This is a genomic window from Priestia sp. SIMBA_032 (assembly GCF_046535215.1).
In the GTDB taxonomy this organism is placed as follows: domain Bacteria; phylum Bacillota; class Bacilli; order Bacillales; family Bacillaceae_H; genus Priestia; species Priestia aryabhattai.
In genome coordinates this window covers 358,453-372,758 of sequence record NZ_JAWRXD010000001.1, presented here as the reverse complement: position 1 = coordinate 372,758, position 14,306 = coordinate 358,453, and the positions used below count along the sequence as shown (strand labels likewise).

10 protein-coding genes are annotated in these 14,306 nt (G+C 39.5%); 9 read left to right on the top strand and 1 reads right to left on the bottom strand.

Features of this window, described 5'->3' with window-relative positions; genetic code table 11:
* The first annotated feature begins 138 nt into the window (after positions 1-138).
* On the top strand, positions 139-4,344 hold the full coding sequence (locus SB717_RS01825; protein ID WP_410903099.1) for a tetratricopeptide repeat protein: 4,206 nt from the start codon (positions 139-141) through the stop codon (positions 4,342-4,344).
* A 30-nt stretch (positions 4,345-4,374) separates the two neighbouring features.
* Here the strand turns inward: SB717_RS01825 and SB717_RS01820 are convergent, their stop codons facing one another.
* On the bottom strand, positions 4,375-5,670 hold the full coding sequence (locus tag SB717_RS01820) for a purine/pyrimidine permease (protein ID WP_074678293.1): 1,296 nt from the start codon (positions 5,668-5,670) through the stop codon (positions 4,375-4,377).
* 252 nt (positions 5,671-5,922) lie between these two features.
* Here SB717_RS01820 and SB717_RS01815 point away from each other — a divergent pair, with 252 nt between their 5' ends.
* The 8 genes from SB717_RS01815 (at position 5,923) to SB717_RS01780 (ending at position 14,294) form a co-directional block, all read left to right on the top strand.
* Positions 5,923-6,747: a M55 family metallopeptidase gene (locus SB717_RS01815; RefSeq protein ID WP_098621445.1), complete on the top strand. Its 825-nt coding sequence runs from the start codon at positions 5,923-5,925 to the stop codon at positions 6,745-6,747.
* 14 nt (positions 6,748-6,761) lie between these two features.
* Positions 6,762-7,691 (top strand): ABC transporter permease, encoded by a 930-nt coding sequence (locus tag SB717_RS01810; RefSeq protein WP_410903098.1) that lies wholly within the window; start codon positions 6,762-6,764, stop codon positions 7,689-7,691.
* Between the two features lies 1 nt (position 7,692).
* Positions 7,693-8,631: an ABC transporter permease gene (locus SB717_RS01805; RefSeq protein ID WP_071276052.1), complete on the top strand. Its 939-nt coding sequence runs from the start codon at positions 7,693-7,695 to the stop codon at positions 8,629-8,631.
* Between the two features lie 4 nt (positions 8,632-8,635).
* The gene (locus tag SB717_RS01800) at positions 8,636-9,634 is read left to right on the top strand and encodes an ABC transporter ATP-binding protein (RefSeq protein ID WP_098621443.1); all 999 of its coding nucleotides are present in this window, start codon (positions 8,636-8,638) and stop codon (positions 9,632-9,634) included.
* A gap of 23 nt (positions 9,635-9,657) precedes the next feature.
* Positions 9,658-11,301, top strand: a complete 1,644-nt coding sequence (locus SB717_RS01795) for a peptide ABC transporter substrate-binding protein (RefSeq protein ID WP_074678284.1) — start codon at positions 9,658-9,660, stop codon at positions 11,299-11,301.
* Between the two features lie 88 nt (positions 11,302-11,389).
* Positions 11,390-12,334, top strand: a complete 945-nt coding sequence (locus tag SB717_RS01790; RefSeq protein WP_410903097.1) for a S66 peptidase family protein — start codon at positions 11,390-11,392, stop codon at positions 12,332-12,334.
* Positions 12,335-12,365: 31 nt separating this feature from the next.
* Positions 12,366-13,274: a C40 family peptidase gene (locus SB717_RS01785; RefSeq protein ID WP_410903435.1), complete on the top strand. Its 909-nt coding sequence runs from the start codon at positions 12,366-12,368 to the stop codon at positions 13,272-13,274.
* Between the two features lie 12 nt (positions 13,275-13,286).
* Positions 13,287-14,294 carry an ABC transporter ATP-binding protein gene (locus SB717_RS01780; RefSeq protein WP_410903096.1) on the top strand — a complete coding sequence of 336 codons (1,008 nt, stop codon included), beginning with the start codon at positions 13,287-13,289 and terminating at the stop codon, positions 14,292-14,294.
* Positions 14,295-14,306: the final 12 nt, after the last annotated feature.

Here is a 14,306-nt window from a genome sequence, read left to right as displayed (position 1 = left end):
AGCTCTTTGCTATTTAAAGACCCGTCAATATGCTTAAATTTAGATTGTGTCTAGAAAAAATCCTTGAAATTTCTTATACTTCAATTTATAGACAGCGTATGCAATAGTTCTTATTTTATTGAATAAGGTGGTTTTGAATTGAGTATAAATTATCAGAAATTAAAAAGCATGGTGGATCATTATCAAATATTTGATCTTGTAGCGTATATAACAGAAGAAGTACAAAGCCTTCAACCAAAGAGCCTTGCGGGGGTTGTGAAAGAATGGTTAACACATTTACAAACGGAAGAAGAGCTGTACGAGCTTATCCGCTTTTGTGATGAGGCTTTATTAAATCGTTTAAGCCGAATGTTAACGACATATGGCTATCGTCGATTTGGCTCGATTCGAATGGTGACTCTTTATTGCGATGATCTCCTGCGCGAAGGCAAGATACTAGACGCTGATGATAGACTTTCTTTATTAATTTCTCAGCTGGATACGGAATCAGTTAACAAGGAACAGCTTGAGAAAATCTATTTTTTAAAGGTAAGAATTCTTTTAGAAATGAAACAAGTGGATGAAGCTTCTAAGTGGATGAAACAAGTAGCGTCACATAACCAAAAGGGTATGGCTGACAGATGGGGATATTTTTATTTGCAGCTCAACGACAGAATGAAAGCTGAAGCCTGCTTAAAAGAAGGAACAGCATATAAGGAGAATGGAGATTTTTGCTATGCAATGCTAGCGGACTTATATGCGTACGAAGGGAAGCATAAACAATCGCTTGAAACAATTAACGAGGCTATTGTTCGCTATCCACAGCTTCCGTCTTTATATATGGATAAAGTGATGCGATTAAAAGATTTAAAAGAGTATTCTCTCTTGCTTGAAACGATTGAATTTATCGACTCAAAGTTACCCTATCACGATTATCAAGATTTTTTTACGCTGCTGCGCGCCGACATTTATTTTGAACAGCAGCAGAAATCTCAGCTTACGCATCTGCTCTCGACCAAGCGATGTTTAAAAGATTCACCTTATCAAAAATTAATCGGAAAGCATACAGACGATAAATTTAGTACAATCAAGCTTCCGATTGTGCCCATCGTTCAAAAAGATAATTATTGCGTGCCAGCCAGTATGAGTATGATGTTAAGGCTTTTACATACCGAAAAAACACAGGATGAGATTGGAACGCTTATTTACGGAGGCTTAGGATCCAAATTATCAACTGCGGTGAGCTACTTTGAATCTCTTGGCTTTGCAGCGATGTTTTTCACAGGCACAGTGGAACAGTTTAAAGAACTATTAGACAAAGGGCTGCCTATTTTGGTCAGTCTGGAATTTGAACAAGCTTCCCACGTTCAAGTTGTATTTGGCTATGATGATGAACTTGAACTTTTCCATGTGCAAGATGCTAATTTTCTAAGTCCAACGTATGTAGAATATAAAAATTTTGATCAGCACTACGCTAATTCGGGGTTTTTATCAATTGTTGCTTCTCAAGAGGCAGCGGATCTCGCTTCACTTTCTAAAGAGCAAGATGAGTTTGTTCGTCAGCTGTATGACTTAATCGAACTAGTTGAAGCGGATGAAGAAGCGTACATTAACGATCTTGTTTCTTTATTAAAAGCAAATGAGCATGTGCCATTTGCCGCTATTTACAGTATGAAGCATTTGTACAGAAAAGAGCATGAAGCTTATATTCGTACATGTATTAATTATGTGTTAGAGAAATATAGCAATCATGATTATCTTAAGCTTCACGGCGCATATGCCTATTTTAAACTTGACGACAGTAAGGGAGCATCTTCTTTGTTACACCACATAGATAACAAAAAGCATAGCTCTTTTTATCACTATCTTAAAGGGAGAATTGCGCTGGATGAAGAGAAATATGATGAGGCTGTTGAAGCACTGCGCAGCTCGCTGCAATTAGACGTAGAGCAGCATTTGAACTGGAGCTATTTAGCACTTGCATACATGTACCAAGGAAACCTCGAAAAGGCTTTTGAATGCTCGACTATTTCCTTAAATATGTATGGCGATGAATCTTATACACAAATCAATCACGGACTTATTTTAATGGAGAAAGAAAGATACGCAGAAGCCAGAAATCTTTTCGACGCGTTATTAAAAGAAAACCCAAAAGATGCGCACAGCTGGTTTGAAAGAGCCCGTTGTGATGAACAGTTAAAAAAGTTTCGTAAAGCTTACCGGGGATTTCAAATAGCTAAACAGCTTTTGCCGACTGTTCCTTATCCATATCTTTCAATAGCTGATCTGCTACAATATCAACTAGAAAAAACGGACGAAGCTGAAAGCTATCTCAAAGAAGGCATGAAGCATCTCCCGAGCGACATGACAATTCGAGGAAGACTAGGCGATTTATACGTCGCGAATCAAAGGTACGAAGAAGCTATTGCTCTGTATAAAGAAGGCTTAAAAATAGAGGAAGATGCCCTTATGTATTTGGGCTTATCTTATGCGTATTTAGAAACAGGTGAACATTTAACGGCCGTTGATACGCTCACGCTTATTGCGCAGAAGTTTTCATCGAACAGCGACGTCATGTTGGATGCAGGCAGCATGCTTTTAGATGCAGCAAAACAAAAGGAGCTAGACAATCAAACGATAGAGTTTGGATTTGCTCTTTATGAAGAAGGAATTCATTTTGCTCAAACAGCGTTAGATGAAGTGTTAGAAGCATATACGGGTTATTTAGAAGAGACGGCTTTACTGACTCGTGGAATTAAGTTTTTAACCGCAGAACATCAAGAGCACCCTGATGAGATTTTGTACATGTGCTATTTAGGCATATTATACGAACAAGCCAAGCAGCTAACAAAAAGTGAGAAACTTTATCATCAAGCGCTTCGTATCAAGCAAGATGCTTTGCCATATTATCGATTAGGTGAAATATATCAATCAATGAATCGCATTACTGAAGCAAAAGAAGCCTTTCAAAAATGCTTAACTCTTGATAAAATATTTGAAGCCGCTTGTATGAAGCTTGCTGAAATGGCTTGTGAAGAACAAAATCGTACGGCTGAAAGAAATTGGCTGTTGCAATGGATACAGCTGAATCCTATGGAAGTAAACGTTGAGCACGCAGCTTCACTTTGTGAAACAGAGAAAGAGTATGAAGAGCTGTTAGAGGTATTAAAGAGCGTAGAGGAAATTGTGCTGCCTCAATGGCTCGCTGACAGCCAGGCTCATGTGTATCGCTTAAAAGGAGACGTTTCACAGGCTGAAACGTATCTAGAGAAGGCCCTTGAACTGGACTCACAGAATCCTGCTATTCGCCATCATCAGGCAAAATGGCTCATCATGGAGCAGAGATATGAAGAAGCTAGAAAAATTCTTACAGAGCTGCTAAGTGAGGATCCGGAAGATTACGCTCTATTTCAAACATTCGTGTCTAGCTTTCCAAATGGAAAAAAACTGTCCGGGCTTACGGCAGATTTAAAAAAGATAAAAATGGAAAAACAAGGCAAAAGCTCGTTATTTAAAAATGCAGCCGAGGCTTTAAATGAGTATGCTGATTCGATTGTAGAAGAGCAGCAAGGATCTATCTTCAAACGAAGCTTAGCCAAATTCAAAGCAAAAGCAAAAACGATTACGCTGCTTGGCTTAACGATTGAACTGTATGAACTTGCAATAAAAACGGATAGGAATAATAAAGAGGCTGTGCATGCATTTGCGGCTTTTTACGAAGAGAAAGGATTAATTGAAGATAGCATCACCGTGCTGAAAAAATCGCTGCATCAAAGCTGGGATTTTGATGTTGCCTATCATTTAGCCAATATACTCGTTAATATCCATGAAAATGAACAGGTTGCACATGAAGCGCTAAACTTAGTTCAAAAACTTCTCAAACAGCAGCCATATCATATAGATTTGCAGATATACCGAGCATTTATTTTGAGTAACCTTGAAGAGGTAGAAAAAGCCGAGGCAGCTTTTCAAGAATTACTTCAGCAGGAGATTTATCAGCCTGACATATATGCAGGACTAGCAAAACTGTATAATAAAACGGAACGTTATCATGAAACTGTTCAGCTTCTTCAAAAAGCAATTGAACAGCGTCAAGAGTATGAAGGGATGTATACTGATTTAGGTATCGCGTATCATTTAGAAGGTGAAACAGAAGCAGCAGCTTCGCTTATGATAACCAGAGTAGAAAGTGGAGACGAAGATCTTTTTATTCGCTATAACTTGGCATGCTATCTAGCTGTTCTTGGAAAAACTGCTTCTGCTCAGGAAGAGTTGGATTATGTTTTAGCGCACGATGAAACGGGAGAATTTTATGAAATGGCTATGGAAGACGATGAACTAAAAGGATTAACGGTAAAAAGATAAAAAAAGAAGCTGAGTTTCAGCTTCTTTTTTTTATCCTTCTTTTGCATCTTGTCTTTTCAAAGAAAGTGATTCGGAAATTTCCAGTACAAGAATGATAATGGTGCCAAGAACTAATCCGTTGCTTAAAAACGTAGTAACTAAAGGTGGCAGCGTTGAAAAAGCTTGGGAAGGCAAAAACATAACCCCTATCCCCGACAGCAACGCAATACCGGCTTTTTTCATTGCTTTTTCGGGCTGTTTGGCATGCTTGAATTCTCCAATTCCAAGAGCCATCATACCTGTAAAAACAGGAAAGATTGCCGCGTATCCGACGGCAGGAGGAAGAGCGGACATAATGGACGTTAAAGGAGTAAAGATACTCAGAAAAAGCAAAAAGCATGATGCTACAATAAAAGGAACTCGGCTATAAAGATTTGTAGCTGAAATAAATCCACCGGAACCTGAAATAGGAACGGCACCGACACCTGAAAACAATCCTCCAAGCAGCTGACTTATACCCGAAACCATCCCGGAACGCTTAATATTGTCTTTTTCAATTTTTTCTCCTTTGTGTTTATAGACAGACTCAACAACACGAATAGAAGCGAGCATGTTTGTAATTAAAATGAGCGTCACAAAAAAAGCAGTAACAACCATATTCCATTCAATGCGAGGAGCTCCAAATACGAACACTTTAGGTATGTAAAATAACTGCGCCTGAAACCCGATAGGTTTAGCTAACCCTAGCATTGCAAATACTCCCCATCCTACACCAATACTAATAATAATGCTGAGCTTATTTAACGTCCGGTGCGATAATAAATAAAAAGTCAGCAGCAAAATCGCAGCTGAAGTCAGCGCAATTGGAAGTTTAATAGCTGAATTCGTTTCTGTAATGCCAAACATTCCTTTTAAAAAGGAACCGCTGAGCTGCGTCACTAATAAGATTAAATATGTACCGGTAACTGTCGGGGTAAAGTATTTTGCTAGTTTATCAATGAGACCAAACAGGCTCATCAAAATAGCAATTATCCCGCTTATAAGGAGAGTGAACTGGAGCACGCGGAGCGTTTCGGAGTGAGAACCAAACAGAACGGTTCCAAGACTCGCATACAGAGAAAAGACGCCCCACCAAACGCCAGCCGGCCCTTCCATGATGGGGTATTTATGCCCTATAAATACCTGCAAGAGCCCAGATAAAGCCAAAATAAATAACGTTCGCTGTAAAAATTGAATAGAATCCGCTGCGTTTAAATGAAATTGAGAAGCAATTACAATAGGAACAATCATACTATTAGAAATCATAAATAAAAACCATTGTAGCGAAGCAATGGAAACTCGAAACATTCTTAACACCTCAATTAATGCCGGCGAGCGGCTGAATGAACCAACAGGTTGCTCTATTATTTTACCATGGGATTTCCAATTTGTAAGCGATATCTTGTTAAAAGGGCGGTGAGTAAAGTGTCAAAAAATTCAATATATTGTTGTAAAAAGAAGAAAGATAATTTATAATTTTCTTACAATTATAAATTATAAACATAAGAATAATTTATAATGAACTGACTAACAGTCAAGGAAGGAGGAGGAATAAGACAATTGAAACTATATCTGTCGGTTGATATGGAAGGGATTACGGGACTCGTCGATCACACAAATGTTCTGCGAGAGAAAGAGAATTATGAAAGAAGCCGCAAAATAATGACGGATGAAGCAAATGCAGTCATTTATGCAGGGTTTAGAGAAAAGTGCTCAGAAGTTGTGGTAAATGACAGTCATTCGAGTATGAATAATCTCCTTGTTGAACGGCTTCATCCAGAAACTCAGCTTATTTCAGGAAGCGTAAAACCATATTCAATGGTACAGGGATTAGATCAGACTTTTGATGGTGCTATGTTTCTAGGGTATCATGCTAAAGCATCCATGCCCGGTGTCATGTCTCATTCAATGATATTTGGTGCTCGCAATATGTACATAGACGATATGAATATTGGAGAGTTAGGCTTCAACGCATACGTCGCAGGCTATTACGGCGTGCCAGTTTTAATGGTAGCCGGTGATGACCAAACGGCGCTGGAAGCACATCAGCTTATTCCAAACGTGACGACTGCTATCGTCAAACAAGCCATTTCACGTTCTGCAGCCAAAACATTAACCCCTAAGAAAGCAGAACAATTACTTCAAGAAAAAACAGCCGCAGCTATTCAGCACAAACACCTTATTAAACCTTTAATTCCACCTAAACATCCAACCTTACGAATAGAATTTGCAAATTACGGTCAAGCAGAGTGGGCACATTTAATGCCGGGCACAGAAATTGAACCTGGAACGACGACCGTTCGGTTTCAAGCAAAAGATATTTTAGAAGCTTATCAGGCCATGCTTGTTATGACTGAATTAGCTACGCGCACAACATTCTGTTAGAAGGTGGGATAAAGGTGAAAAGTTATATTTTGAAACGATTTTTATCCATGCTTGTTACGCTGTGGGTAATTGTGACCTTAACCTTCTTTTTAATGCATTCGATTCCTGGGTCTCCATTTAATGAAGAACGAGCGACAAGCGATGCAGTTCAAAAAAACCTGGAATCATTTTATCACTTAGATGAGCCGCTAGCTGTGCAATATATTCTTTATTTGAAATCCATTGTTACCTTTGACTTTGGTCCTTCTATTAAACAGCCGTCTCAAACGGTTAACGACCTTTTAGGAAGAGGGTTTCCAGTGTCATTTGAACTTGGAATGGTGACGTTAATTCTTGCGGTGATTTCGGGTATTACACTAGGCATTATCGCTGCTCTTAAAAGGAATGGAATAATTGATTACATTGCGATGAGCATAGCAGTTATCGGATTATCGGTTCCAAATTTTGTTATGGCCACGTTGTTAATTCAACAGCTTTCTGTTAATTTTAAAATTTTCCCTGCCGCTACGTGGACGAGCCCTTTACATATGATTCTTCCGACTCTAGCTCTTGCCACAGGTCCTATGGCTATTATTGCACGCTTGACTCGCTCAAGCATGATAGAAGTATTAACTCAAGATTATATTCGAACAGCGCGTGCAAAAGGGCTTTCGCCAGTGAAAATTGTCTTTAAGCATGCGCTTAGAAATGCTTTAATGCCTGTTATAACAGTTCTTGGAACGATTGCAGCCAGCGTATTAACCGGCACATTTGTTATTGAACAAGTCTTTGCTATTCCTGGGATGGGAAAATATTTTGTGGACAGTATTAATACGAGAGACTACCCCGTAATTATGGGGACTACGGTCTTTTGCAGTTCGATTCTCATCATTATGCTTTTTTTAGTAGACATTGCTTACGGAATACTTGATCCACGAATCAAACTGTATAAGAAGGAGGGATAATGTGCTGGAAAAACAGGAGTATAAGCAAATTCCTGATGAGTGGTTTACGCCAAAGAAAAAAAAGAAATCTGAAGCCGAAGCAGTTGTAAGGCCGAGTCTTTCTTATTGGCATGATGCATGGCGCAGGCTTGTAAAAAACAAGTTGGCTATGCTGGGACTCTTTTTTTTAGTCATCCTTGTTGTGATGGCTATATTCGGCCCTATGTTTTCACCGCACAGCGTAACAAAAGCTTCTTTTACAGAGCAAAACCTTCCTCCTTCAGCTAGTCATTGGTTTGGAACGGATGACTTAGGCAGAGATATGTACACTCGGACATGGTACGGAGCTAGAATCTCTTTATTTGTAGGATTGATGGCAGCGCTTATTGATTTTATCATCGGTGTCATTTACGGAGGGTTCTCAGGCTATAAAGGCGGAAAAACAGATAATGTCATGATGCGCGTCATTGAAATTTTATACGGTCTTCCTTATTTATTAGTGGTGATTTTACTGATGGTAGTCATGGGCCCTGGGCTTTCTACGATCATTGTGGCACTTTCCGTTACAGGTTGGATCGGGATGGCGAGAATTGTACGGGGGCAAGTGTTGCAAATAAAAAACTATGAATACGTGCTTGCATCCAAAACGTTTGGAACAAAAACTAGCCGTATCATTAAACGGAACCTGCTTCCAAATACGATGGGACCGATTATCGTTCAAATGACACTAACCGTACCCACTGCCATTTTTGCTGAAGCTTTTTTAAGCTTTTTAGGACTGGGTGTACAGGCTCCTTATGCCAGCTGGGGAGTAATGGCAAACGATGGTTTATCAACGATTCTATCAGGCTATTGGTGGCGTTTGTTTTTTCCTGCTTTTTTTATTTCTCTTACCATGTTTGCTTTTAATGTCCTTGGGGACGGACTGCAAGATGCACTTGATCCGAAATTAAGGAGGTAAGAAAATGGAAAAAATGATCGAAATCAAAAACTTACACGTACAGTTTTCAACTTACGGAGGGCAAGTTCAAGCTGTAAGAGGCGTTAGTTTTGATTTACATAAAGGAGAAACACTAGCGATTGTAGGAGAGTCAGGGTGCGGAAAAAGCGTAACATCTCAAAGTATTATGAGGTTAATCCCGACACCTCCGGGCAGGATCACAAGCGGCTCTATTTTATTTAAAGGCCAGGATTTAACGAAACTATCAGAAAAAAAAATGCGAGATATTCGAGGCGCTGATATTTCGATGATTTTTCAGGATCCAATGACTGCGCTTAACCCAACTCTTCGCGTAGGTGAGCAAATTGCAGAAAATATTATGCAACATGAAAACATCTCAAAAGAAAAAGCTAAAGAAAAAGCATTTGAAATGCTGGAGCTAGTCGGAATTCCAAATCCTAAAGAACGCCTAAAGCAATATCCTCATGAATTTAGCGGGGGAATGAGACAGCGTATTGTCATTGCAATGGCCCTTATATGCAATCCCGAAGTGCTAATTGCTGATGAACCTACCACAGCTCTGGACGTCACGATACAAGCGCAGATTTTAGAATTGTTTAAGGATATTCAGCAGAAAACGGATGTATCCATTGTCTTAATTACCCATGATTTAGGTGTAGTTGCTCAGGTAGCTGATCGTGTTGCCGTAATGTATGCAGGAAAGATTGTAGAAATTGGAACAAGAAGAGACATTTTTTATACGCCGCAGCACCCGTATACAAAAGGGTTGCTGCGTTCAGTTCCTCGGTTAGATTTATACGAAAGTGAGCTTGTGCCTATTGCAGGATCACCTCCTGATTTATTTGCACCTCCATCCGGATGTTCGTTCGCGCCTCGCTGTCCTTACGTAATGGAAGTGTGCGATCGCATGTATCCTGTATCTACAAAGCTGAAAGAAAGTCACCAAGTGCACTGCTGGCTTCAAGATGAGAGGGCCCAAAAATTTGTAACAACTATAAGCTAGATTTATAGATAAATAGAGAACTTATGAAAGAGGGGGAAATGATGAAAAAAATAGGGTCTTTACTAATGATGTGTGTACTTATATTTACACTTGCTGCCTGTACGGCCACAAAAGATTCAGGCGCGGAGCCAGAAAAGAAGAGCGGTACAGCAAAAGAAGACGGTAAGGTCCTTTATATGAATAATGGCGCAGAACCTACGTCTTTTGATCCGCCTATCGGGTTTGATTCATATTCATGGAATATGCTTAATAACTTAATGGAAGGGCTGACTCGTTTAGGAAAAAGCGATGAGCCTGAAGGAGCAATGGCCGAGAAATGGGATATCTCTGAGGACAAAAAGATCTATACGTTTCATTTACGAAAAGATGCTAAATGGTCAAATGGAGATGACGTCAAAGCAAGTGATTTTGTATTTGCTTGGAAGAGACTGTTAGATCCTAAGACTGGTTCTCCAGCGGCGTTTTTAGGTTATTTTATTCAAGGTGGAGAAGAATTTAATACGGGTAAAGGCAGTGCTGATCAAGTAGGGGTAAAAGCGCTAGATGACAAAACTTTTGAAGTTACGCTTAAAAGTCCTCAAGCTTACTTCTTAAGCGTAGTTTCCAATCCAGCATTTTTCCCGATTAATGAAAAAGTAGCAACAAAAAATCCGAAATGGTTTGCAGAAGCAGATTCGTTTGTTGCTAATGGTCCTTTCAAATTAACTCAATGGAAGCATAACAGTAATCTAGTAATGGAAAGAAACGATCAGTACTGGGATGCTGAAAATGTAAAGCTTGACAAGGTAAAATGGGCAATTGTTGAAAATACAAACACAGAATATCAAATGTATCAAAATGGAGAGCTAGATGTTTCTGAAATTCCATCGGATTTAAGTGAAAAGCTGTTGAAAGATGGAGATGTTCATATCGAAGACCAAGCGGGAACTTACTTCTACCGCTTTAACTTAAATAAAGAGCCCTTTCAAAACAAAAATATCCGTAAAGCATTTGCAATGGCTGTAGATCAAGATCAAATTGTTAATTTTGTTACAAAAAATAAAGAAAAACCAGCTCGCGGTTTCGTATCATACGGATTTAAAGATGCAGATGGAAAGGATTTCCGTAAAACGGGCGGCGACTTATTAAAAACAGACGGCAAAGAAGCAAAAGCACTTCTGAAAAAAGGAATGAAAGAAGAAGGATATAAAAAGCTGCCAGCTGTTACGCTAACATACAGTACAGACGATACGCATAAAAAAATAGCAGAAGCACTGCAGCAAATGTTCAAAGAAAATCTAGGTGTAGATGTAAAGCTTGCCAATATGGAATGGAATGTTTTCCAAGAAGAACAAAAAGCGTTAAAGTTTCAGCTGTCACGAAGTTCATTTTTAGCTGATTATGCAGATCCAATTAACTTTTTAGAGAGCTTCCAGACGGGTCATTCAATGAATCGTACAGCTTGGAGCAATAAAGAATATGATGAGTTAATTAAACAAGCTATGAACGAAACGGATAATAAAAAACGTTTTGAGCTTATGTATAAAGCAGAAGGTATTTTATTTGATGAGATGCCGATCATCCCTATCCATTTCTACAACTATGTGTTTTTAATAAAAGATAACGTATCTGGGATTGTTCGTCATCCTGTTGGCTATTTAGATTTGAAGTGGGCAGATAAACAGTAAAGTGGAACTTTTCGTCAGAGGGGATTTCAATTCCCTTCTGACCCAAGTTTCACTTTCTTCATTTCTTTACACAAAAGGAGTGTAACAAATGATCAAACCAAAACGATTACAAAAAGGTGATACAGTAGCTGTTATTGCACCTGCTAGTCCGCCTAATCAGCACAATCTAAAAAAAGGACTAGAATATTTAAAGGAAATAGGATTAAACGTCGTAACGGGTGCGCATTTATATAAAAAAAACGGGTACTTGGCAGGGACTGATGAACAGCGAGCAGCCGATATACATGCGATGTTTGCCAATAAGGAAGTAAAGGCAATTATCTGTGCATGCGGAGGGTACGGGACTGCTAGGCTTGCCTCGCAATTAAACTACGATTTAATCAAGCGAAACCCAAAGATTTTTTGGGGATATAGCGATATTACGTTTTTACATACGGCTATTCATCAGCGCACAGGTTTGGTTACCTTTCACGGGCCAATGCTTTCGTCGGATATCGGAAAAGAAGATGTTCATATAGAGACGAAGCAATCTTTTTATCAATTATTTTCTCACCGTTCTTTTTGCTATACGGATCAAATTAGTTCGCTCGACACTATTTGTGAAGGAGAAGCAACTGGTCAGCTGATAGGAGGAAATCTTACTTTGCTGGTAAGCACGCTTGGCACACCATTTGAACTAGATACGAAAAATAAAATTTTATTTATTGAAGATATTGATGAAGAGCCGTATGAAATTGACCGCATGATGACACAGCTGTATATGGCCAATAAACTGCAGGATGCAGCGGGAATTATTATCGGAGATTTTCATAACTGCTATCCTAAAAAACGTACCGAGTCGCTTTCATTGGAAGAGGCATTAACAAGTTACCTAACTTCTTTAAAAAAGCCTGTTATGAGAGGGCTTCGCATCGGACATTGTTCTCCTCAAACAGCTGTGGCGATTGGAAGTTATGCCACGATGTCGACGTATGAACGAATGGTGGAATTTGAATCCGGTATTACATTACCAAAAGATAAAGTCGAACGCTGAAGGTTAAACCTGCGGGGAGGAGAAATAAGTGGTGGATAAAAAAACGTATTACGTTTGTGTGGCTGTGGCGACTGTGTGGACTTTCTATGACTCTTGCAGAGAAATAGATGACAATGCAACAAGTGTCCCAGTAAAACTAGATAAATGGCTAGAGCAATTAACGTATGCACGTCGGTTGGAGCTTTGTGAGAAAAATTTAGTTCAAACGCAGCTGTTACTAGGAGAAGAAGTATATGTAACGGAACTGAAAGGTAAATGGGCAAAAATCGTTATTCCTTCTCAGTTTTCTTCTAAAGATGAAAGGGGATATCCCGGGTGGGTTCCTTTCCACCAACTGATTTCCCAAGCTGAATATTCTCCATTAAATAAACCAACGGCAGTGGTAACAGCAGCAATTGCGACACTGCAGCTAGCGGAAGAAACCTTGCAAATTAGTTATCAAACGCAGCTGCCTCTTTTAAAAGAAGATAAAGAATGGCTAGAGGTTCAAACGCCGGTTGGCAGTGGGAAAATAAAACGTCAAGATGCTGTTGTAATAGAGGATAGAAACCGTAAAGCAACAAAAGGAACTGGAGATATGATTATTGCAGCAGGAGAACAGTTTTTGAATCTTCCATATTTATGGGGTGGCATGAGTGCTTGGGGATATGATTGTTCCGGGTTTGCCTATGCTACTCATAAAGCAAACGGCTATCTTATTCCAAGAGATGCCACCGATCAAGCAAGGCAAGGCAAAGAAGTAGGATTAGACTCTATTCAACCTGGAGATTTATTGTTTTTCGCTTATGAAAAAGGGAAGGGGTCTATCCACCATGTTGGTATTTGTTATGGTAACGGAAAAATGCTTCATTCACCTAAAACGGGTAAAACCATCGAACTGATTGAATTAAAAGGAACGCTTTATGAAGAAGAGCTGTGCGCAGCCCGGCGCTATTATTAGGAGGTGGCAGTTATGACAACAAAGCATTTGTTAGAAGTAAAGCAGCTGAGCAAGTATTTTTCGATTACGGATAAGCAGGTTTTGAAAGCAGTAGACGGCGTGTCTTTTCATATTTCAAAAGGAGAAACCTTTGGACTTGTTGGTGAATCCGGCTGCGGAAAATCAACTGCCGGGCGAACAATCATTGGGTTGTATAACCGTACATCGGGAGAGGTGCTTTATAAAGGGAAAAACGTGCATGAGCTATCAGAGAAAGAGAAATTTGCTTTTCATCGTAATATGCAAATGATTTTTCAAGATCCATATGCTTCACTAAATCCTCGTTCTACCGTAAAGGAAATTATCTCGGAACCAATGGAGGTTCACGGACTTTATTCGAATAAAAAAGAAATGCTGAACCGGGTGTATGAGCTGCTAGAAGATGTGGGGTTAAATCGTGATCATGCCAACCGCTATCCTCATGAGTTCAGCGGCGGGCAGCGCCAGCGCATAGGGATTGCGAGAGCTTTAGCGTTAAATCCAGAATGCATTATTGCAGACGAACCTATTTCTGCTTTAGATGTATCTGTACAGGCGCAAGTAGTTAATTTATTAAAAAAACTCCAAAAAGAAAAAGGGTTAACTTATTTATTTATTGCACATGACTTGTCGATGGTAAAGCATATAAGCAGTCGGATTGGAGTTATGTATTTAGGGCATTTAGTAGAATTAACAACAAGTTCGGAGCTGTATCAAAAACCGCTTCACCCTTACACTCAGGCTCTGCTGTCAGCTATTCCTATTCCTGATCCTGACGTTGAGGATAATCGCAAGCGAATTGTTCTTAAAGGAGAATTGCCAAGCCCAATGAACCCGCCCTCGGGCTGCGTGTTTAATACGCGCTGTCCTCTTGCAGTAGCAGCCTGTAAGACTCAAAAACCAGAGTGGCAGGAAGTTGAAGACAATCATTTTGTGGCCTGTCACTTATACAATCAAAAGATAATGAGCAACAACTATATTGAAACAGCTGCGACAAAATGATGGAAAAAGCAA